Below are 21,268 nucleotides of genomic sequence, written 5' to 3' on the forward strand. Positions count from 1 at the left end.
TTGTACGCTAAGATTTAATTGACTATAACAATAATGTCATAGTTTATAATAAAAAGCGGAGGAGAGTTAACGATGCTGATCAAGGAATTATCTTTAAAAACAGGGGCAAGCATCCGGTCATTGCGATATTATGAAACCAAACATTTACTTCATGCGAACAGGCTTGACAATGGTTATCGTGATTACGACGAAACAGCAGTCCAAAAAGTAAAAATCATTCAGTTGTATTTGAGCCTGGGTTTAACGACAGAGGATATTGTCCGCATTATTGATTGTCCAACTTCGCTTTCAAACAGGCCGTTATGCCAGGCAGCCTATAAGCTTTATAAAACGAAGCTGGAAGAAGTAAATAAGCAGATGGCCGTTTTGCAACAGGTGCAAATTCGTCTGGAGGAGCGCATTAATGAACTTGAAAAGAATTAAGGAAGGAGGATCTTTTTATGATTATCGACAGTCACGCGCATGTTATACTGCCGCAGGAGCGGCAACTAGAAATGATGAAGCAGGCAGGCGTAGACCGTACTATTTTATTTGCTACGACTATTCATCCGGAAACGGCACAAAATCTCGATGAGTTTGCAGTTGAATTGAAAAACTTATATGACATTCTAAACGGAAGAAACAATCCGGTCCAGGCAAGAATAGACTCAAGCATTGAGCTGGCGCAAACTGTGAAAAGCGACCCTGAGAAATATGTTGGTTTTGGGCCAATTCCGTTGGGACTGTCTTATGAGGAAAATCTGGAGTGGATCAGTCAATATATTTTAGCAAATCATTTTAAAGGGATTGGTGAACTTGCACCGGGTACAGGACAAGTCGGAAAGTTAGAACCCCTGTTTCGGGCATCTCATGAAGCCGGTGACCTTCCCCTTTGGGTTCATGCCTTTTTCCCTCTGAGCTTTGCTGACATCAGGGAGCTTCTTGGTTTGGCTCAAGCATATCCGACAATTCCTTTGATCGTAGGGCATTTAGGGGGGATAAACTGGTTGGATACACTGAAAGCAGTACGGGATTTGCCCCAGGTTTATCTTGATTTGTCGGCAACTTTTACGACCATGGCGCCGTCGTTTGCTATTCAGGAATATCCTGAACGGACTCTCTTTAGTTCAGACGCTCCCTATGCCTCGCCGCTCGCCGCCCGTACCGTACTGGAACAGATTGTTCCCGACAAGCAGGTTTTACAAGAAGTTCTGGGCGGAAATATTGCCCGATTATTAAATATTTAGAAAAACGGGCCATCAGAAATAGGGGTGTTTTTCAAATAAGATATTTATTAAAGTAATTCACGTAAAGCTGTTTGTAATCGGCTGAATAAGCTTTAAGCCTATATTTACACGATGAATGAGGTTGTACACTGATTTTTGGGTGCAGCCTCATTTTAGTTTGTAGATACGCTTTTTGTAGAATGAGGACGGTATGATTATGCGAACTGTTGTCTAACGGCTGCTGGCGATAATCCCTGCTGACTAAATGAGACCGTACTTTCCCGGGAGTGGCCTGTTTTCGTGGGATTTACATATTGTAGGGCTATCCCTAGAGGATAGTAATATTCTATAATAGTGTTTTTTTCTAGCTTTCAAGGTAATTGATGCAGGCATGCCTGTTGTATATAATTTTAAATAGAGGTTGGTAATTTACTTATTTTGTAAGTTTCTTGAGGAGGTACAACCGTTGTTGGATGGACAGCGTGGGTGAAGGGATAGTAAGTGAACCTTGCGCTAATGACATTGTTCTATAAATTACATTATTTAAAAGAGTTTATATCTGGAAATATAAAAGGAATTTGTAGAATTTTGTGGAATTATGCCAGAGTTAATTCGAATCAATGTTAAACAATAATTATTTGTAATTAAAAAGGAGATTAATTAATGAACTGGTTAAATAATCTAAAAGTAGCACGTAAACTTGCCCTGTTAATTGTTGTATTTGTCACTGCCTTATTATGTGTTGGTGGTGTAGGGTATTATTTTTTAAATAAAACCAACCAGGCGATGGATAGAATGTACAACGAAAAAATTACTGAACTTGAGCTTATAAATGAAAACCGTGTGTATGCGAGAAGAATTGAAGGCAACTTGTTTTCGTTAATGGTGACGACCAATGAAACTGAGAATAAAGCATTGGCGGATTCCATTAGTGAGAATGTTAAACTATTTGATGCCAACTTGACTAAATTTGAACAAATGCCAATAGATGACAAAAGCAGGGCGGATGTCAAAGAAATGCGGGAAATATTAGGAAAGTACAGAGAAGTAAGAAGTAAAGTTATTTCTCTTGCCTCACAAAATAAAAATACCGAAGCATATGCTTTATATACTCAGGATGCGAAGCCTTTAGCGGATGGATTTATGCAAAAACTGATCGTAGTAGGCGAAGAGACAAAAAAATCTGTGGAAGAAATGAATATACAAAATCATAAAGATTTTGTATTCGCGAATACTATGTTTGTTATTGTTATTCTTTCATCTATTTTACTTGGAATTTTACTTGGAGTATTGATTACCAAAAGAATTACAAAACGCTTGAATGATGTTGCCATCTTTATGGATACCGTAGCCAAAGGCGACTTTACAAGAGAAGTCTCTCAGCAGAATTTAAATGATAAAAGTGAATTTGGTACTGTATCCAAAGCCGTCGCTACAATGAATAAGAATGTAAAGGATTTAATTAGACAGTTAGCTAATACTTCCGAACAACTGGCAGCTTCTTCTGAGGAACTGACCGCAAGTGCAGAACAATCGGCTCAAGCCTCTAATCAGGTAGCAGGATCAGTAACCGAGGTGGCTCAAGGTGCAGAGAAACAACTAGAGCTAGCTCATAATGCAAGCAGCGTAGTCCTTCAAATTTCTAACGCAATTAATCAGGTTGCGTCAAATACGGAAACAGTTTCCGATTCTGCCGAAAAGACGGCTATGACGGCTAACAATGGAGAAGAAGCGATTAAACAAGCGGTAAGCCAGATGCAGATTATTGAAGAGAAAACCAACGCTACGGCTATTGTAATTACAGAGTTAGAAGATAAATCAAAGCAGATTGGGCAAATTGTCGATGTTATTTCCAGCATTTCAGGGCAAACCAATTTATTGGCTTTAAATGCGGCAATTGAAGCGGCCAGGGCTGGTGAGGCAGGAAGAGGGTTTGCTGTAGTAGCCGAAGAAGTCAGGAAGTTAGCCGAACAGTCTCAGGATGCGGCAAAACAAATTACTCAGTTGATTAGTGAAGTACAGGCAAAGACCGACAGTGCAGTAACCTATATGAATGATGGTAAGAACGAAGTGGATAAAGGGGCTAAGATTGTAACGGTAGCCGGTCAAAGCTTTGGTGAAATTTTGACTATGGTAAAAGACATAACCGGTCAAATACACGAAATCTCTGATGCGATCGAGGAGATTACGAGCGGTACTCAAAATGTTGTTAATTCTGTGCAGGATATTGACGATGAAAGCCGGAAAGCCGCTGAGCAAACTCAGACTATCTCTGCAGCAACGGAAGAACAATCCGCCTCGGTTGAAGAAATTGCATCGTCCAGCAGGAGTTTGGCAAAAATGGCGGAAGAATTACGAGTTGCTATCGGAAAATTTAAAATCTAGCATAATAAAATGGTATAAGTAAAAATAAGGGGTGCTGCATTTCGCTGTTAAGGCGTTTTGCAGCATCCTTATTTTCAAAGCAACGAATTTGCATTCGGTCTGTTATTTATGATTGGAGCGGCGTTGCAACACTAAGGCTTGTGTTGCAACGCCGCTTTTTAACTTTGAAGATTCAAGGGTTATGTGTGGTGGCATGACATTTGCACTATATGTTTATGTGGCCACAACAATCGTTAAGGAGAGGGATATGAAGAAAAAAATTCTAATTGGCTCCCGGGCACGTTCGCGCGCCGCCAAAATGACCGAACTATTGGAAGCAGCGGGCTACGAATTAATCCTGAACCCCTTTGACAGGACGCTGACCGAGGCGGAGTTAGTGGAGCGGATACAGGGGGCTAGCGCGATGGTCGCCGGCAGTGATGTGGTAACCCAACGTGTTTTGGAGGCAGGAAGCCCCAGTTTGAAAATTGTTGCCAAGCAGGGGGTGGGTTATAACACCATCGATGTGGAAACGGCTAAACAGCTTGGTATTGCGGTGACGATTACCCCGGGGGCAAACAGTAAATCAGTGGCTGATTTGACAATGGGTCTTATCCTTGCCGCAGCAAGAAATATCGCAGGGATGGATCGAGCCATTAGAAATGGCGAATGGTATCGCCATACAGGTGTTGAACTGAATAATCGAGTGTTAGGCATTGTTGGCACAGGGCATATTGGGCAGGAGGTAGCGAAACGGGCGGTTTCTTTTGGCATGAGCCTCATGGCCTACGATACCTGTCCCCGGCAGGAGCTTGTCGATCAATATGCTGTACGTTATGTGGAGCTGGATGAACTTTTTTCAACGGCCGATTTCGTTTCTTTGCATGCGCCGGCCCTTGCCACAACAGTGGGGATGGTGAACTCGCAGCGGCTTAGTAGAATGAAAAGCACCGCTTTTCTGATTAATACGTCCCGTGGCGAGCTGGTGGTGGAAGACGCTTTATACGAGGCGTTGCGGCACAACCGAATTGCCGGTGCGGCTTTGGATGTTTTCTGCGAAGAGCCGCCCAGGAATTCTTTGCTGTCCGAGTTAAGCAATACTACATTTACCGCTCATGCCGGGGCCTATACGGAAGAAGCCATTGTAAATGCCGGTGTCATTGCCGCCGAGGAAATTATTCGGGTGTTAGCGGGGCAAGAGCCACGCTTTGCCGTTACAAACTAAGGATTGAGAAGGGAGCTATTTCCATCGTGCAGACCAAATATGAGATAGTAAAAACAATTGTAGATAGCGGTATGGTGTTAATTATTAGGACGGATCAGGAGGACGAAGCAAAAAAGGTTGCCGAAGCGGCGGTAGCGGGCGGTGTCAAAGCGCTTGAAATCACGATGAGCTGCGCTAATGCCCTGGGAGTGATTGCCTATCTGGCTGATAAATACAAAGGTCAGGATATTGTAGTCGGCGCGGGAACCATTCTTGATGCGGAAACCGCCAATGCCGCCATGCTTGCCGGCGCCAGACTGCTGGTTAGTCCCAATCTGAATCCGGCCATGATCGAACAGGCCAACCGTTATCAGGCGGTGACCATATCAGGCGCGATGACGCCGACAGAAGTGCTTAATACTGTGCAAAGCGGCGCGGACTTTGTAAAAATATTCCCCGCCGAGTTCTTAGGCCCCCAATATATTAAGACGATTAAAGCGCCGTTGCCGCAGGCTGCCATTGTACCAACCGGCGGAGTTAATCCTGCTAATGTGCAGGAATGGTTTGCTGCAGGCAGCAGCGCTTTAGGTGTGGGCAGCTATATATCGAAGGCGCATAAAAAGGACGGTGATTACGGAAAGGTTACCGCTGCCGCCAGAGAATTTGCGGCAGCGATCAAACAAGCAAGATCATAACGGTGCAAAGGAGTTTTAAACGTGGTCGGTGTCATTATCGCTACCCATTCGGAGTTAAGCGAAGGGGTGGTAAAAACTTCAGAAGTTTTATTGGGAAAACAGAATAATGTAAAGGTCCTTACCTTGCATGTCGGTGATTCTATTCAAGCGTTCAGAGGGCAATTGGAAGCAGAACTCATTTCCCTGCGAACTTGTGAAGGCGTAGTTGTATTAGTGGATATGCTGGGAGGAAGCCCCTATAATGTTGCGTTTTCCTTATTGCAAACATACGATTTTCAATTAATTACCGGGGTGAATTTACCCATGTTATTGCATGTCTTAACTAAGCGGGAAAGTTCCCTGAATGAGGCTGTGCTGGCCTGTGAATGCCTGGAGGCCGCTAAAGAAAGCATCACCCTGTTAAATCGTGATATGATAAAAAAAATGCAGCAAGCTGCAGAGTCGTAGGAGGGAAAAGGCATGGCGCAGATCGTGTTTTCACGGGTAGATGACCGTCTTATCCACGGTCAGGTTGTAACCAGTTGGTTGAATTATAGCGGCGCTAATCACATTATCATTGTTGATGATTTAACCGCGCAGGATGATTTTGTAAAAATGATTTTAAAGGGTGCTGTGCCGCCGGGATACAAAATGACCGTGTTGTCCATTGCGGATATGATAGCGACTTTTGCCGCATTGCCTGAAGATAAAGTGTTTTTATTGGTTAAAACCCCGGCTGTTATTTTAGCCTTGGCGGAGGCCGGTATTGCTATTAAGGAATTAAATGTCGGCGGCATGGGCGGCAATGCGGAGCGGAGTAAATTTTATAAAAATATATCGATGTCGGAAGCGGAGAAAGACTGCATAAAGAAGTTGCTGGAAAAGGGGCTGTCCATCTCCATTCAGGTGATTCCGCAAGATAAAAAAATAAATATTGAAGATCTTTTATAGGAGGCGTTATTGTGGAAATATCGATTATTCAGGCTATATTAATTGGTATTGTATACTATATGGGCACCAACGGGAATCCCTGGCCAACCGTTCTGGGGAGTTATATTATCCGCCAGCCCATCGTGGGCGGGACCCTGGTTGGCTTGATTCTGGGCGATCCTGTGCAAGGTTGTATTATTGGAGCTGCCATTAATTTACCGTATATTGCCTTTATTACCGCCGGCGGGGCTTTGCCCTCCGACGCCGGTTTGGCGGGCACGCTGGGGACCGCGGTTGCGCTGGCCAGTGGCCTTGAGTCGTCTGTGGCGATTGCGATTGCCGTACCGATTGGCTTATTGGGTACGATTATTTGGGTAACCCATATGACTGTGGATGTTACCTTTGTCCATATGGCGGATAAAGCGGCCGAGGAAGGAAATTTGGATAAGATTTGTTTTCTGCATATTATCCCGCCGCAGATTTTTATGTTCATTATTTGCGTAATACCTGTAACCCTGGGGGCCTATTATGGCGGGGATATTATTAAATCCATTATCAATTTATTGCAGGGAACGCCTTTGCACGTAATGAGTATTATCGGCGGCATGCTGCCGGCTTTAGGGATTGCCATGAACATGAGCGCCATGGGACGGAAAGGCACGCTGTTATTCTTTATTCTGGGTTTTGCCATGAGTGTATATTTCAATTTGGGCATTATTGCGGTTGCTATTTTTGCCACCATTATTTCATACTTTCATGCCATGAATATGAAGGAGGTACAGTAAGATGAAGGATGCGGAAACGGTCATGGAGAAGAAGAAACAATTATCAAAGATGGATCTGGTACGCGCTTATTGGATGTGGAACTTTTTTTCTCATTCTAATTACAACTATGAACGGTTACAGGCAACCGGCTTTGTTCAGCATATGGCACCTATTATAAAAAAGTTATATGGCGATGATCCGGAAGAATACAAAGCCTGCATTAAAAGGCATATGCAGTTTTTTAATACGGAACCGTATTTTGGCGGTGTTATCAATGGCATGGTTATAGCCATGGAAGAAGACAAGGCCAATGGCGCGCCGATTAGCGGCGATATGATTAATAGCATTAAAACCGGCTTAATGGGGCCCTTTGCCGGCGTGGGCGATACCATCTGGCAGGGGACGCTTAACCCGATCTTTATTGCCTTTGGCGTTACCCTGGCCAGCACCGGGAACATGATGGGGCCGGTGCTTTACGCGGTCTTAATGTTACTCTGCCTGTGGGGACTGGGCTATTTTATGTTCATGCGGGGTTATACTATGGGCAAGGTAGGGATTAAGCAGCTCATGGAAAGCAATTTGTTAAACCGGATCTTAGTGGCGGCTTCGGCTATGGGGGCTATCACGCTGGGGGCTTTGTCGGCTAATTTTGTCAAGCTATCTACGCCGGTCGTCTTGAATATCGGTCAGTCCCAGATCAATATTCAGGAGAAAATTTTTGATACCTTGATGCCACATATATTACCGCTATTATTGGTTTTAGGCACTTATTGGATGTTAAAAAAGAAAAGAATATCGGCGACCAAATCCATGTTGATTTTAGTGCTTATTGCCATTGCCGGCGGTGTGCTGGGCATCTTTTAAATAATTATTTGTGAATTAAATGGTGCATTTAGCTCTACTACGTTAAGACGGACATTGTAGAGCTAAATTCCTTTATTTTTTCTGACGAGGACGGGAGGATGACTATGAAAGAAAAAGTGGATATTTTGATTTCCGGTGGAACCATCGTTGATCCTAAGAATAATCTTATGGAGCAGCAGGATCTGGCAATTCGGGACGGAAAAATCCTCCCGTTGCAGCCAGCTTGTGACCTGCAGGCTGAACAAGTGATCAATGCCAAGGGCTATCTGATTACGCCTGGTCTCATTGATCATCATGTGCATATTTTTGACGGCGGCTCGGAATATGGCTTTTTTCCGGATTCCGCATTATTGCCGATGGGGGTTACGGCAGCCGTTGATGCAGGCAGTGCCGGAGCCGCCAACTATGAAAGCTTTAGGCAAAATGTCATACTTCGCAGCAAGATGAAGCTGTTTGCCTACCTTAATATATCCTCCATGGGCCAACTGGGCGGGAACTTTCCTGAACAAATCAATCCTCAGTACTATGATCTTCCCCGCATCAGAAGCATGATAAGTAAATTTCCGGAAATATGCGGGTTGAAGCTTCGCTGCGATAAAGCGATCATTGGTGATTGGGGCCAGGTCCCACTCCAGGCAACCCTTGCTATTGCCAGGGAACTGGATACCCGGCTGGTTGTTCATGGCAAGAATCCAGCGCTGCCGCTGGAGACTATTACTGCTCAGCTAGAGGCCGGGGATATTCTCTGCCACTGCTATCAGGGACTGAACAGCACAATACTGGAGCAAGACGGCGGTATCAAGAGCAGCATCCAGGCCGCGAGAACGCATGGCGTGCTGTTTGACAGTGCCGATGCGAAGGGAAACTATGATTATCAGGTACTGATTCCTGCTCTAAAGGAAGGGTTTGGGCCTGATATAATCAGTACGGACTTAACATTATCAACACTCTTTCATCCGCAAATATACGGACTGCCGTTATTGCTGTCGAAATACTTAAATCTGGGACTGCCGTTGCTGGAAGTTATCCGGGCCTGTACGGAAAACCCTGCCCGTATACTGGGGCTGGAAAACCGGCTCGGCACACTGGAAGCGGGGGCAATTGCCGATATTGCCATGTTTGAATTAAAACAGGATGTTGCTGTCGTTTTTGAAAATAAGAATGGAGACTGTTATAATGGAACTCAGGTTCTTGTTCCGCTGATGACCATCCTGGAGGGGAAAATTGTCTATCGGCATATGGAAACTATGTTTCGTTATAGCTGAATTTATGTGAAAATTTAGAAATTACGGCTAAAAATAGATACCGGATAGATGTTTGATGAGAGGTAATCGGTATGGCACGAATAGATAAGATTGTACAATTTTTAAAAGAATATAAAAAAACTAACAAACCCGGAATTAGTGCCCAAAAACTTGCCTTGGAATTGGCTATACAAAGATGCGACGCTTCTCTGGAGCTGAATCGTTTGTTTAAAGAAGGCGTAGTGACCAAGACCGGTACGCGTCCGGTATTATATCAAATCAAAGAAAATATAGAAGAACTAAATATTAAAACGCAGCAGGCCTGCAAAAACAAAAATGAAAAAATTCCTTTTGCCGAAATTATTGGCTATGACGGCAGTATAAAAGCCCAGATTGAACTTGCTAAAGCGGCGATTATTTATCCGCCTTACGGACTACATACATTGATTTTAGGCGAGAGCGGGGTCGGGAAAAATCTTTTGGCTGAGGAAATGTGGGCTTATGCCAATCAATGCTGGAAGAAAAAAGAAAAGGATGAGATTCCTTTTGTGCAGTTTTGCTGTGCCGATTATGCCGCCAATGAACAACTTTTATTAGCGCAGCTATTCGGTTATGTGAAAGGTGCCTTTACCGGTGCCGATGAGGACCGGGACGGAATTGTCGAGCGGGCGCAAGGCGGGATTTTATTTCTTGATGAGATTCACCGGCTGCCGCCGACAGGCCAGGAGCTTTTATTTATGTTAATTGACAAGGGCGTTTACCGGCGCTTGGGGGAAACCCAGGAGCGGCGCAAAGGGCAACTGATGATTATCGGTGCAACGTCGGAAGACGTATCTAGCTCTTTATTAATGACTTTTCGCCGGCGGATTCCGGTACAGATCAGCTTGCCGCGCATCAGTGAGCGGCCGATCCGCGAGCGGGTGAATATTATTGTGCATTTTGTCCGGCAGGAAGCCAGGCGCTTGGGTATATCAATATTTATTGAGGGCAGGGTTCTGGAAATTTTTGCGAATTACCATTGTCCTGCCAATATCGGTGAATTGCGTAACGATGTCTTATTGTGTTGCGCAAAAAGTTACCTGGAGTATTCCACAGCTTCGGAACAGTATTTGCAATTAAGAGAAAAAAATATTCCCCAGCGCATTTTTTCATTAGTGACAAGACAATCGGTGTTGGATACGGCGGTTACTAAGCTGTTTAAAGAGGGCATTCTCATTAAAGCAGACAGTCTGTTGCTGCAGTCTGAGCAGGATAATGTCCATGATTTTCATATTGATTTTTATAAATACATTGACCGCAAGATGGAATATTACCGGCAACTCGGAATATCGGACGAAGAGATTACCATCAAGGCCCGGCAGGATCTGGAAAAGTATTTTAGTTCTATCGATCAAATTTTACGGAAAACCAATTCTGTGGATATGCCCGCCAGTATTATTGAAGCCCCTGTCTGGGAGATTGCCAATGCGCTGGTGAATGATGCGGCGGAATGTCTTGACCGTAGCTATAGTAAAAACACGCTTATGGCACTGGCCTGGCATTTGCAGCAATTTAAGGAACGGTCCGCCTCGGGACGGTCCATTTATAATCCTGATTTAACAAATATAAAACAAAAGCACAGTTCGGCGTTTAAGATTGCCGAAAAACACAAAGAGAGTATAGAAAAGAAGCTCGGTACGATAATACCCGAGGATGAACTTGGCTTTTTAACCATGTTCTTAATTCACGGGGGAGAAGACTACGGGCAGGCCCATGCCGGTATTGTTGTTGTTGCCCACGGCCGGGGTGTTGCCCAGCATATGGCGGAACTGGCTAATAATCTGTTGGGTATGGACCGGATAAAATATTACGAGATTCCCCTGAACCGCAGTAACATGCAAACGGTGGGAGATCTCCGCACGATTATCAGGAAGATTGATGAGGGACTGGGCGTCGTTTTAATTGTGGACATGGGATTTCTCGTGACGATGGAAGACACCTTATGTCAGGAAACAGGCGTACAGGTACGGGTGATCCCCAACCTGACGACCGCCTTGCTCCTCGAAGCGGGAAGACGCTTATTTACCACCACTGTAAATAATTTGGACGATGCAGTAAAAGCTATTTATGATGCTTACGATGACTATACCATGACGATCAGGCAGCGTCATCAATATGGTAAGCTTGCCAATGTGGAAAAAGTCGAACCCAAGGTGGTACTGCTGGTTTGCGCCACCGGGCAGGGCGTGGCCAAGAAGCTGCAGGAAATTTTAGTAGCCGAAATTCCGGAAGTGAGCAACCTGCAATTCAAGATGGCCAGTGCCGCAGAAGATATTAAAGCAATGCTTCAGACAACCGAACTAAAAGTAAATTTAATTATCGGCAGCTTTAATCCGGAGGTCCCGGACGTTCCTTTTGTACCTGCCGGGGAACTTTTTAGTCATGACGGTATAAGGAAAATAAAGAGTATTTTGCAAAGCCGTCAGCCGGCAAGGTATGAGCTGGCGAATGAAAGTCAAGTGTCTAAGAGCGTTTACAAACTGTTGGAAGAGCAGCTTGGCAAATTTATTAAGAGATTGCCCTTGTATAAGGTAGCGGATGTATGCAAGGAACTGGTGGAAAAAATATCGAGTGCGTTCTTTCAGGGCGCTATGGAACAAGATGTAATTATCCGGACTTATTTACATGCGGCGTGTATGTTTGACCGGGCTTATGCCCAGGAGGCGTTATTAGAGCCGCAATGGAGTAAGGAGATACAAACCGAACGGGAGCAGGATTTTAAATGTTTGGAAAAAATCATACAAGAAAGTGCTGCTCAATTGTCACTGGAGGCTCCGGTTGGTGAGGTATGTTACTTTTTGAGCAGTTTGCCTGGCGGGAAAAATAATAACTTTAAGGTAGGCAAAAAATGAATTTTACGGGAATCACGCTGGGTTGCGCCGCAGTTTACAAGGGAAAGTCTTAGTTGGCGGATTGTCGGTTCCGTTAATTCCAGTTTCCTGTCATCGTTACTTGAACACTCTCTAAGGTCATTCATCATAAGGAGGAACTATGTCCAAAGATAAAGTAATTGCCAAAATGAAAGAAATTTTCCGGGAAGTGCCCTATGGGATCGACCATACGCTCCAAGTGCTGCAGGATGCGGAACTCATCATGGAGGGGGAAGGTATTGGGGCGTCTGAACGAGAGCTGATTTCTGTTGTTGCCATTTTGCATGATATAGGGGCCGTGGAAGCGCAACGCAAGTATGGGTCGATGGAAGCCATTTATCAGGAAAAAGAGGGACCGACGATTGCCAGGCGTATATTGGAAGAGCTTCACTATGACTCCCGGTTTATTGAGCGGGTCTGCCACATTATTTCGTTTCATCATACACCGGCTAAAATTGACGGGTTGGATTTTCAGATACAATGGGAGGCCGACCTATTAGCCAATCTTGCCTATATGGATATTAGAAACGACAAAGAGCAGCTCCGGCAGTACATTGAGGAGCAGTTCAAGACCGCCACAGGCAAAGCCTTGGCACTAGAACGGTTTATGTAAAAAATAGAATAAAAGCTGCCGGATGCTTGGCAATGAATAGATTCCACGAAACTTCGCGGGGTTATTCAGGCAGCCTGTATAGACTGGTTTCCGCCCGGTGACAGGCCTGCAGCGGGGGATGGCTGAATGATGCCCGATAGAGACAGTGACGAGAGAAGTAGCGCAGGGGCTGGTACGTATGACTTGGAAAAATCACACGTACCAGCCCCTGCGTAGTTTAAAGATGATATAATACAAATATAATGTAGTTTCGAACTTCTCTTGATGAAATCGTTCCCCAGGTTAATTTAAGCCGGGCAGGTGATGTTATGGGAATGGCAGCTTATTACCGTTCGCAGCAATTGGAAATAATACATCTTAAAGACTGGCAGATAACCTACCACGAGCATAATCATGTATCGATATATACGATCGGCTTTGTCCTGGCGGGAGCTGTTACTCTTATCTGTGAAGAGCAGGCTGTTGCCGTTCAACCCGGGCACTTTTTTATCATCAAACCTTATCAGATGCATGCGCTGCTATTACCTTCTGTTTATAATATGATAGCGGTCTGCCTGCCGAAAGAGCTTATGGAACAGCACAATGCCAACAGTCTGCGGGAAATACTTTCCCAGAATATTGCCCGCTTAGACCTGTCCATTAAAGCTACATGCCTGGAGACGGCAGTTGGCGCGCTTTACCAAGGTGAGCCGCCCCTGAGTTTAGACGGTGATCTGCTGGCCAGTGTCAAGCATTTGCGGCTAAACCCTGAAAACAACAGCACCATACAAAACATGGCCGACAGTATGTATTTCAGCAAATATTATTACATTAAACGGTTTAAGCAGAAGCTGGGGATGACTCCGCATCAATTTCAGCTACAAAATAAGGTTCGCAAGGCGCAGCGGATGCTGGAAAACGGTAAGCCGTTGACCGTGATTGCTGCTGACCTGGGCTTTTACGACCAAAGTCATTTTATTAAATGTTTTAAACAGATCATCGGCCTGACTCCTGCCGTATATAGGCAAGCGGTTAGCCGGTTACCTTAACTTGCTTAACATAATGCGGGGATGAACTTGGCGAACAGGCACAGCCCGTCCGGCCCGGCCGTAACTTCATGCTCGCTGCCGGCCGGAAAGATAGAAATAGTTCCCGGCTCATAGGGCAGTTCCTGTCCCGCATTGACGCATACACCGCCACCGGCGACGACTTCATGGGTTTCCAACTGTGTCTGGTGGATGTGCAGGCCGATTTTTTTGTCCGGCGCTATGCGAACCAGATGGTAGCTGAAGGCTCCGCCGGCATCTTTAGCGGTAATCAGATGCTTGAGCGCCACTCCTTCAAAGGTCGGATGGAGCGACCAGGCCACAGCCGCAAAATTAACCTGACCGGATGGCAGTACAAAACGGCCGGTTTCAAACTTGTCGAACAGATTCATCATAACCACTCCTTTTAGCATTTGTTTTTAGTGTACGGGATGGGGTGGCCGATTGATAGGAAAAAATTGCGCAGTTATTTAAGCGCGCGGGTTTATTTATTCAAGATAAAAAGCGGTGGCAGGCGGCAGGGGGCCTTATATTGATGTGGATAAATATGATACGCCAGGCAAAGAAGTTTAAAAGGCGGCGATTGTGATATAATAGAAGGCAAGAAAGGGGTTGTGTGTATGTTTATATATGATGTTGAGTCTGTATGGTGCCGGGAGGTGCTAGTACAGTAAACGTATAGCCCTCCCGGTATTTCAGACATGAAATTTGGGGAGGCAATCGGAAATGGAAAAGTCAAACCTTTATAGTCTGGGACTTAATAGCGGTGTTGCACAGGAGGCTGCTCTATATAAAGAGCTGCACCTGGCCCGCATATCGGTACAGCATAAAGAGTTATATATGGTTATTACGGAACAGGGCGAGCTGCGGGCCGGACTTGCCGGCAAGCTGCAGTTTTTGGGCAGCGGAAATGGCGACTATCCTGCCGTGGGGGACTGGGTGATGGTGGACCGCCTGGACAATCGCGGCGGTCACGCTATTATTCAGCAGCGCCTGCCGCGCAGCAGCGTCCTGGTGCGCCGGGCCGCCGGTACGGCCTATGACAGCCAGGTCATGGCAGCCAACATAGACGTGGTGTTTATTTGTATGGCGCTAAATCATGATTTTAATCTGCGACGGCTGGAACGGTATTTGTCCCTTGTCTGGGATAGTAGGGCGAAGCCGGTCGTCGTCTTGACGAAGGCTGACTTGTGTCCGGAACTGTCAGGCAAGTTGTCGGAGGTATATACTGTGGCCCTTGGCGTCGACGTACTTGTGACCACGGCAATGGAGGAAGACGGCTATGGCGGAATCAGGCAATATATTGCGGAAGGCACTACTGTTGCGTTCATCGGCTCGTCCGGGGTCGGTAAGTCCACTCTGATCAACCGCCTGCTCGGCAGTGAGACTTTGGCGACAGGGCATATTCGGGCCGATGACCGGGGCCGGCATACAACAACTCATCGTCAACTGCTGTTGCTTCCCGGCGGCGGGATGGTGATTGATACGCCGGGCATGCGGGAACTGCAACTGGCAAATGCCGATCTAGGGGCATCCTTCGCCGATATCGAGCAATTGGCCGGTCGCTGCCGTTTTCGCGATTGCAGCCACGACAGCGAGCCGGGCTGTGCCGTGCAGGCCGCTGTCCGGGAAGGTACCCTCGCTGCCGGACGGCTCCAAAATTATGTGAAGCTGCAGCATGAATTATCTTATCAGGGACTGAATTCCCGTCAGCTTGAACAGGAAAAGACCAACCGAATGTTCAAGGAAGTGGGCGGTCGCAAACAGGCAAGAGATTTGGGCAAGCAGAAACAAAAGCGCAGATAATAAGAAAAAGATCAAGCCCCCGGAAGGGGACTTGATCTTTTCTATTGTGCCGCAGTGTTGTACGGCGCAATTGTACATGGGCAAATTATCCTGATCTTCTTAGATGAGCTGGTAGAACAGACCATGCTGCGAGCAATGAAAATACAGCTTGCCGTGGCCGAATTTGTGGAAACGGAACTGGAAGTTCCATTCGGGATATTGTTTTACCAGAAAGACCTTATCGCCTGTCACATAGGCGGCAAAAGAAATATAATGCTCCTTGGTCATTTCGTGGGAAGCGGAAACATACCATTCATCCTCGACTGGCTCCAGCTGGAGCTGATGGTGTTCGTCCGCTTTGACCGCCACCAGCGGTTCCAGCTTTTTGCCGCAGCAGGAAATACCGGCATCAACTGTGGCAGTGATGAGATTTTTGCACTGTGGACAGCTATAAAATTGAGTTTTTTTCATATTTCCTCCGACTAAATCATTTTGTACGATATGCCCTAACAGGATTTCTTCAATATTGACTCCGAAGATCTGGGAAAGTTCGGGCAGCAGGGACACGTCAGGGCAGCCAAGCCCCCGCTCCCATTTGCTGATTGTTTTGTCACTGATATTCATAAGCTCGGCAACCTGCTTCTGGGTCATTTCTTTTTCTTTTCGCAAGCGGTAGAGCAATTGGCCTGTTTTTGCGCAATCCATTAGCAGCACCTCCATTTGTAGTTTAGACGATTAAGGGTATTTAGACAATAAACGAACCGTAGAGTAGTGTCTTCTTCGATTTTAGTATGTGCAAAATTACAGATGCCGACCAATAGCGGCTGACGGAGAGTTTACTATTTAAGAATAATTTTCAGTTTGGGAAGGAGAGTCCGGCAAAGCGGATAATTATATTAACAGTCCAATATGTGATGCTGCAATAACGAAGTAACAAGTACGGGAGGGGCCCCGGTCCTATGAACTGGAATTACGCCAAACAATTTTTTGACCATTTATCGCTAAAAAATCTAAAAAAAGTGATTATCCTTTTTGATGTGTTTCTTTTATGTTTTATCTGGGGCAGCCTTTTGCACAAAATAGAAAGTGAGCGGGAGCTTGAAATTAATAGCGCTGTCAGGGAAACGGCCAATTTGGCGCGCGCTTTTGAGGAACATACATTACGGACCATTAAAAATGCCGATCAGGCAGCCATGTTTTTAAAATATCAGTATGCAACAGAAGGCAGGAGCATTAATATTTCCAGGTATAAGCAGGAGGGGCGCTTTGCCCAGCAACCCTTTTTGCTGATGGGCATTATTGACGAAAATGGCGAACTTGCCGCCAGTGATCAGGTGCCGTTTGTTCCCTCCAATTTGAAGGATCGGGAACATTTTTATGTGCATAAAGCTTCACGGGAAGATCAATTGTTCATCAGCAAGCCTGTACTGGGCCGGTCTTCCGGCAAATGGGCGCTGCAGATGACCCGGCGAATTGATCGACCGGACGGCAGTTTTGGCGGCGTTGTAGTGATTTCAGTCGATCCTTTTTATTTTACCGATTTTTATAAACGGATGGATCTGGGCCGTAACTTTTCCATCACGCTGGTCGGTCTTGACGGTATTGTCCGTGCCAGGCAAGCCGGTCAGAACGCTGACGTAGGACAGGATATCAGTGACAGTGTGGTCATGAAGCACTTAACGACTAACACGTCGGGCTATTATATTGCTCACAGCAAGGTGGACGGTATAAAACGTATCTACAGTTACCGTGCGTTCAGCGAATATCCTCTGGCGGTCTTGGTCGGCATTGACGAGCAGGAAGCTCTGGCCGGCATGAGCCAACGGGCGGGGGTCTATTACTGGGGCTGTGGCGTTGCTACAGTAATCATTATTCTATTCGGCATTTTGCTGATTAAATACATCACGCAGCAGAGGCGTGACCGGGAGGCTTTGCGCCAGGCCTACGAGGACCTGGAAGCCAAGGTGCTGCTGCGGACCCAGGAACTTTTTGCAACGAACGGGGAACTGGCGGCGGCCAATGAAGGCCTCCAGAAGGCTAACCGGCAATTGGCGAAGAAGACGGAGGAAATACAGGAGATTGCCTATTCGGATGCTCTGACCGGTTTGCCGAACCGCCTGTATTTTAATGAGTGGATTGATCAGGAAATGCGAAAGGCCAGCCAGGGAGAAGCGGCAGGCTGCGTTTTATTCATCGATTTGGACGATTTTAAGACGGTGAATGATGTGCTGGGCCATTCCTATGGCGATGCTTCTATCGTGATAGCCGGACAGCGGATTGTTGCCACCGCCGGCCGTGATGCGCTGGTGGCGCGTATCGGCGGCGATGAATTTGTCGTCATTCTGCCCGGTTTGCGTGACCGGGCGGCTATTGCCGGCACTGCAGAGGCAATTGTCCGGGAGCTGGGAATTGACTATGATGTCGGTGGCGAGTGCTTTTCCATGTCGGCGAGTATTGGCATAGCCTGCTATCCACAAGATGGTTATACCGCCGAAGACATATTAAAAAATGCCGATAATGCCATGTATGCGGCAAAAAAGAACGACCGGAGCGGCTGGAGTTTCTACGAAACGTATATGCAAAAGGAAGCGCTGGCCAAGATGGTGCTGCGCAACAATCTGCGGTATGCGATTGAACGGGGCGAGCTTTCCTTGAAATATCAACCCCAGGTGGCTGCCGGGACTCGAGCTATTGTCGGTTTTGAAGCGTTGCTGCGCTGGGACAGCGCGGAGCACGGCCCGGTATCGCCGGCGGCGTTCATTCCCATTGCCGAACAAAGCGGACTTATCTATGATATCGGAGCCTGGGTGTTAAGGGAAGCCTGCAGCTTTGCCCGGCGTTTGGCTTTGAACGGTCATGAAGATATCATGATCGCCATCAATGTATCGGCCAAGCAGCTTGCCGCCGATGACTTCATTGACCTGGTGCGTAATACTCTGGCGGATACCGGCATAAAACCCAGTCAGGTTGAGCTGGAAATTACCGAAAGCCTGCTGATGAATTCCCTGGAGGATGCCAGAGGCAAGCTGAATGAGCTGCGGTCAATGGGAATTCGGCTTGCTTTGGACGATTTCGGAACCGGATTTTCCTCTCTGACCTATTTATGGAACTTACCGGTCAACACGTTAAAAATTGACAAATCCTTTATTGATCTTATCTTATATGATGCCGCTAAAGCAAAAATCGTAAGTACCATTATCCATATGGCCCACGATTTTGATATGCTGGTGGTTGCCGAGGGGGTAGAGCAGGAGCAGCAGCTTTGCTATCTGAATGAAAACTGCTGTGATCTAATCCAAGGTTACTACATAAGCAAACCGGTCAGTGAAACAGAGGCTATTAATATGCTAGGTAACCACTGATTCATCCACACTGTGCAGTCTAGTACCTCATCAACCCTAAACCTGTGAATACTGACGGCCTATTTTCCGCAAGCCTTCGTTGTCGTCAGTCGGCATACTAACGGTGTGCCTCCTTCCTCCGCCTTGTCTCGCGAAAAATAGCCTCGCCATTATTCTTACAGTTTTAGGATTGACAAGGTACTAGTGGTCCACCAACTCTGAAAATACAATTCCTTTACGGTCCTTTTTCCGCAAGGCATCGTTGTCGTCGACTTACCTATGTTCGATAGGTGCGTCTTCTTCGCCTTGCCTTACGAAAAAATCTCTCGCCAGGCCGGCAGGTTCATTTAATCAGTGGTTACCCAGAGAAGAAAGAAGAATGAAGGCGAGGAACTGGTGTCTGTCTCCTTTGGATATAATCCTGGATAAAGCTTCTCCCGATACGGGTTATTAACCGTTTTGGGAGAAGCTTTATTTTTTAATTAGACGAAAAGACTGATTTTGTCGAAGAAAGGAATTTTATGTAGGCGAAGAAATATGAGTAAAATAAAAAAATACAGGATTTAACAATGGGTAGACTGATTAAGCGATTTATTGATTAAAGGTAGGGGAAAGGATGTTGGATATGAAACTGGCAGGGAAAATGCTCGTGTATTTTATGTTTGTTGTGGCAATTGGTGCAATCGGTTTCGGTTTTGTACTGTACAATGTCAACGTGGCCGGAAGTTTGCTGGATAAGGTTAAACAGGAGGACATGCCGCGTTTGATTCAAACGGCAGAGGTTTCCAGGGAGATTGAAAATAAATTTGCTTCTCTGCGTGGATTCCTGATTTCCGGCGATAAAGTTTCGCTGGATAACTATCTTCGGGTGACCGCCGAAGCGAAAAAGAGTGAACAGGAATTGTTGGCAGTAGCACGTACGGAAGAAGGTAAAAAGATACTCAGTGAATTAATGGCCTTAGATGAAAAATATTCACAGATAGCTGAAACCGTTGTCATTCCCTATAAGCAAGCAGGTAAAGAAGCAGCGGCCCTTCAGGTGATGAATGGCGAACTTACCGATGTGGGCCGGCAGTTGCGCAATAAGGCGAAAGAGTATGTGGATTTCCGGCGGGCACAAATCCAGGACTCTATGGAGCGGTCGGTGACAGCTGCCGATAACAGTGAAATGGCTTCGATTATTGCCGGGCTATTAAGCATTCTGGTTGGCGGCGCTATTGGTTTGTTTGCGGCCCGCAGCATTTCCCGTCCGGTTAACCAACTGGCGGTTGTGGCGCAGCAAGTGGCCGGTGGTGATCTAACACAGCAGGCGAAAGTGGAAAGCCGGGATGAAATCGGTCAGTTGGCAACCTCGTTTAACACGATGGTAGCCCAGCTTAAGGCGCTGATTCGGCAAATTAATCTGAATACGGAACAACTGGCGGCCTCGTCGGAAGAATTAACCGCCAGTGCACAGCAGTCTGCCCAGGCCGCTGAGCAGGTAGCTGTTTCGATTACCCAGGTAGCCAATGGTGCTAGTGAACAGATGGCGGCTTCCGATGAGACTTCTGCAGTTGTCCAGCAAATGGCGGCAGGCGTGGAAGAGATGGCGGCCAGTGCCAATCAGGTTGCCGCTCAGTCGGCTCAGGCGGCAGATAAGGCGCAATCAGGCGGGGTGGCTGTGGACCAGGCGGTTAGTCAAATGACCCGGATTGAAAATGCGGTTAACACCTCGGCCACGGTAATTACTAAGTTAGGAGAACAGTCCCAGGAAATTGGTCAAATCGTTGATACCATTGCCGGCATTGCCGGGCAGACCAATCTCTTGGCGTTGAATGCCGCGATTGAAGCGGCCCGGGCCGGTGAGCAGGGGCGAGGCTTTGCAGTGGTGGCCGAGGAGGTAAGAAAGCTTGCCGAACAGTCGCAAGAGGCGGCTAAAAAGATCGCCGGTTTGATTGGAGCCATTCAAGAAGATACGGAGCAGGCAGTTGTTGCTATGGCCGAAGGAACACAGGAGGTGAAGACCGGGGCAGCCGTGGTCGACGCCGCCGGTGATACCTTCCGGGATATTGCGGAACTGGTATTACAAGTCTCCGGTAAAGTTAGGGATATTTCAGCAGCCATTCAGCAAACAGCGTCTGGCAGCCAGCATATAGTTGGATCTGTCAAGCGAATTGATGAACTTAGTAAACAATCAGCGGAGGAGGCCCAGAGCGTATCGGCGGCGACCGAGGAACAACTGGCATCGATGGAGGAAATTGCTTCCTCAAGTGAAGCTCTGGCTAAGCTGGCCCAGGAGCTTAAAACTGCAGTAGCCAGTTTTCGAATATAGGGTATATAACAAAAGGTTCTGCCAACCAGGCAGA

18 protein-coding genes are annotated in these 21,268 nt (G+C 46.5%); 16 read left to right on the forward strand and 2 right to left on the reverse strand.

The annotated features are described in order from the left end of the window. The first annotated feature begins 72 nt into the window (after nucleotides 1-72). The 13 genes from F3H20_RS04660 (at nucleotide 73) to F3H20_RS04720 (ending at nucleotide 13,800) form a co-directional block, all read left to right on the forward strand. Nucleotides 73-423 carry a MerR family transcriptional regulator gene (locus F3H20_RS04660; protein WP_149733793.1) on the forward strand — a complete coding sequence of 117 codons (351 nt, stop codon included), beginning with the start codon at nucleotides 73-75 and terminating at the stop codon, nucleotides 421-423. Nucleotides 424-440: 17 nt separating this feature from the next. Next, nucleotides 441-1,226: an amidohydrolase family protein gene (locus tag F3H20_RS04665; protein WP_149733794.1), complete on the forward strand. Its 786-nt coding sequence runs from the start codon at nucleotides 441-443 to the stop codon at nucleotides 1,224-1,226. 642 nt (nucleotides 1,227-1,868) lie between these two features. After that, nucleotides 1,869-3,590: a methyl-accepting chemotaxis protein gene (locus F3H20_RS04670; RefSeq protein ID WP_149733795.1), complete on the forward strand. Its 1,722-nt coding sequence runs from the start codon at nucleotides 1,869-1,871 to the stop codon at nucleotides 3,588-3,590. Between the two features lie 247 nt (nucleotides 3,591-3,837). Further along, entirely contained in the window at nucleotides 3,838-4,794 is a 957-nt protein-coding gene (locus F3H20_RS04675; RefSeq protein ID WP_149733796.1) for a phosphoglycerate dehydrogenase, read from the forward strand. Between the two features lie 26 nt (nucleotides 4,795-4,820). Beyond that, entirely contained in the window at nucleotides 4,821-5,468 is a 648-nt protein-coding gene (gene eda, locus F3H20_RS04680; RefSeq protein WP_149733797.1) for a bifunctional 4-hydroxy-2-oxoglutarate aldolase/2-dehydro-3-deoxy-phosphogluconate aldolase, read from the forward strand. A 21-nt stretch (nucleotides 5,469-5,489) separates the two neighbouring features. Continuing rightward, on the forward strand, nucleotides 5,490-5,915 hold the full coding sequence (locus tag F3H20_RS04685; protein ID WP_149733798.1) for a PTS sugar transporter subunit IIA: 426 nt from the start codon (nucleotides 5,490-5,492) through the stop codon (nucleotides 5,913-5,915). Between the two features lie 12 nt (nucleotides 5,916-5,927). After that, on the forward strand, nucleotides 5,928-6,398 hold the full coding sequence (locus tag F3H20_RS04690; RefSeq protein WP_149733799.1) for a PTS sugar transporter subunit IIB: 471 nt from the start codon (nucleotides 5,928-5,930) through the stop codon (nucleotides 6,396-6,398). A gap of 11 nt (nucleotides 6,399-6,409) precedes the next feature. Then, nucleotides 6,410-7,162 carry a PTS mannose/fructose/sorbose/N-acetylgalactosamine transporter subunit IIC gene (locus F3H20_RS04695; RefSeq protein WP_149733800.1) on the forward strand — a complete coding sequence of 251 codons (753 nt, stop codon included), beginning with the start codon at nucleotides 6,410-6,412 and terminating at the stop codon, nucleotides 7,160-7,162. A 1-nt stretch (nucleotide 7,163) separates the two neighbouring features. After that, nucleotides 7,164-8,006 carry a PTS system mannose/fructose/sorbose family transporter subunit IID gene (locus F3H20_RS04700; RefSeq protein WP_223191617.1) on the forward strand — a complete coding sequence of 281 codons (843 nt, stop codon included), beginning with the start codon at nucleotides 7,164-7,166 and terminating at the stop codon, nucleotides 8,004-8,006. Nucleotides 8,007-8,110: 104 nt separating this feature from the next. Further along, a complete protein-coding gene (locus F3H20_RS04705) occupies nucleotides 8,111-9,271 on the forward strand; it encodes an amidohydrolase family protein (RefSeq protein ID WP_188128200.1) in 1,161 nt (386 codons plus the stop codon). Between the two features lie 71 nt (nucleotides 9,272-9,342). After that, complete coding sequence (locus tag F3H20_RS04710; RefSeq protein WP_149733802.1) at nucleotides 9,343-12,141, forward strand: sigma-54-dependent transcriptional regulator; 2,799 nt, start codon at nucleotides 9,343-9,345, stop codon at nucleotides 12,139-12,141. A gap of 139 nt (nucleotides 12,142-12,280) precedes the next feature. Continuing rightward, complete coding sequence (locus tag F3H20_RS04715) at nucleotides 12,281-12,772, forward strand: HD domain-containing protein (protein ID WP_149733803.1); 492 nt, start codon at nucleotides 12,281-12,283, stop codon at nucleotides 12,770-12,772. Between the two features lie 308 nt (nucleotides 12,773-13,080). Beyond that, nucleotides 13,081-13,800: a helix-turn-helix domain-containing protein gene (locus F3H20_RS04720; RefSeq protein ID WP_149733804.1), complete on the forward strand. Its 720-nt coding sequence runs from the start codon at nucleotides 13,081-13,083 to the stop codon at nucleotides 13,798-13,800. Between the two features lie 5 nt (nucleotides 13,801-13,805). Here the strand turns inward: F3H20_RS04720 and F3H20_RS04725 are convergent, their stop codons facing one another. Then, nucleotides 13,806-14,192 (reverse strand): cupin domain-containing protein, encoded by a 387-nt coding sequence (locus tag F3H20_RS04725; RefSeq protein WP_223191618.1) that lies wholly within the window; start codon nucleotides 14,190-14,192, stop codon nucleotides 13,806-13,808. A gap of 331 nt (nucleotides 14,193-14,523) precedes the next feature. Between F3H20_RS04725 and rsgA the strand changes: the two genes are divergently transcribed. Beyond that, nucleotides 14,524-15,603 (forward strand): ribosome small subunit-dependent GTPase A, encoded by a 1,080-nt coding sequence (gene rsgA, locus F3H20_RS04730; protein WP_149733805.1) that lies wholly within the window; start codon nucleotides 14,524-14,526, stop codon nucleotides 15,601-15,603. A gap of 99 nt (nucleotides 15,604-15,702) precedes the next feature. Here the strand turns inward: rsgA and F3H20_RS04735 are convergent, their stop codons facing one another. Further along, nucleotides 15,703-16,287, reverse strand: coding sequence for a helix-turn-helix domain-containing protein (locus tag F3H20_RS04735; RefSeq protein WP_149733806.1), 585 nt, complete (start codon nucleotides 16,285-16,287; stop codon nucleotides 15,703-15,705). Nucleotides 16,288-16,541: 254 nt separating this feature from the next. Between F3H20_RS04735 and F3H20_RS04740 the strand changes: the two genes are divergently transcribed. Both F3H20_RS04740 and F3H20_RS04745 read left to right on the forward strand, forming a co-directional pair. Then, a complete protein-coding gene (locus F3H20_RS04740; protein ID WP_149733807.1) occupies nucleotides 16,542-18,944 on the forward strand; it encodes a bifunctional diguanylate cyclase/phosphodiesterase in 2,403 nt (800 codons plus the stop codon). A 604-nt stretch (nucleotides 18,945-19,548) separates the two neighbouring features. After that, the gene (locus F3H20_RS04745; protein ID WP_149733808.1) at nucleotides 19,549-21,234 is read left to right on the forward strand and encodes a methyl-accepting chemotaxis protein; all 1,686 of its coding nucleotides are present in this window, start codon (nucleotides 19,549-19,551) and stop codon (nucleotides 21,232-21,234) included. The last annotated feature ends 34 nt before the right edge of the window (nucleotides 21,235-21,268 follow it).

Origin of the sequence: Propionispora hippei DSM 15287, assembly GCF_900141835.1 — a bacterium.
Taxonomy (GTDB): domain Bacteria; phylum Bacillota; class Negativicutes; order Propionisporales; family Propionisporaceae; genus Propionispora; species Propionispora hippei.

What these genes read in the sequence shown, in the direction of transcription:
- F3H20_RS04660 (WP_149733793.1), top strand. Translation starts at nt 73, where the DNA reads ATGCTGATCAAGGAATTATCTTTAAAAACAGGGGCAAGCATCCGGTCA.
- F3H20_RS04665 (WP_149733794.1), top strand. Translation starts at nt 441, where the DNA reads ATGATTATCGACAGTCACGCGCATGTTATACTGCCGCAGGAGCGGCAA.
- F3H20_RS04670 (WP_149733795.1), top strand. Translation starts at nt 1,869, where the DNA reads ATGAACTGGTTAAATAATCTAAAAGTAGCACGTAAACTTGCCCTGTTA.
- F3H20_RS04675 (WP_149733796.1), top strand. Translation starts at nt 3,838, where the DNA reads ATGAAGAAAAAAATTCTAATTGGCTCCCGGGCACGTTCGCGCGCCGCC.
- F3H20_RS04690 (WP_149733799.1), top strand. Translation starts at nt 5,928, where the DNA reads ATGGCGCAGATCGTGTTTTCACGGGTAGATGACCGTCTTATCCACGGT.
- F3H20_RS04700 (WP_223191617.1), top strand. Translation starts at nt 7,164, where the DNA reads ATGAAGGATGCGGAAACGGTCATGGAGAAGAAGAAACAATTATCAAAG.
- F3H20_RS04705 (WP_188128200.1), top strand. Translation starts at nt 8,111, where the DNA reads ATGAAAGAAAAAGTGGATATTTTGATTTCCGGTGGAACCATCGTTGAT.
- F3H20_RS04710 (WP_149733802.1), top strand. Translation starts at nt 9,343, where the DNA reads ATGGCACGAATAGATAAGATTGTACAATTTTTAAAAGAATATAAAAAA.
- F3H20_RS04715 (WP_149733803.1), top strand. Translation starts at nt 12,281, where the DNA reads ATGTCCAAAGATAAAGTAATTGCCAAAATGAAAGAAATTTTCCGGGAA.
- F3H20_RS04720 (WP_149733804.1), top strand. Translation starts at nt 13,081, where the DNA reads ATGGGAATGGCAGCTTATTACCGTTCGCAGCAATTGGAAATAATACAT.
- F3H20_RS04725 (WP_223191618.1), bottom strand. Translation starts at nt 14,192, where the DNA reads ATGATGAATCTGTTCGACAAGTTTGAAACCGGCCGTTTTGTACTGCCA.
- rsgA (WP_149733805.1), top strand. Translation starts at nt 14,524, where the DNA reads ATGGAAAAGTCAAACCTTTATAGTCTGGGACTTAATAGCGGTGTTGCA.
- F3H20_RS04735 (WP_149733806.1), bottom strand. Translation starts at nt 16,287, where the DNA reads ATGGATTGCGCAAAAACAGGCCAATTGCTCTACCGCTTGCGAAAAGAA.
- F3H20_RS04740 (WP_149733807.1), top strand. Translation starts at nt 16,542, where the DNA reads ATGAACTGGAATTACGCCAAACAATTTTTTGACCATTTATCGCTAAAA.
- F3H20_RS04745 (WP_149733808.1), top strand. Translation starts at nt 19,549, where the DNA reads ATGAAACTGGCAGGGAAAATGCTCGTGTATTTTATGTTTGTTGTGGCA.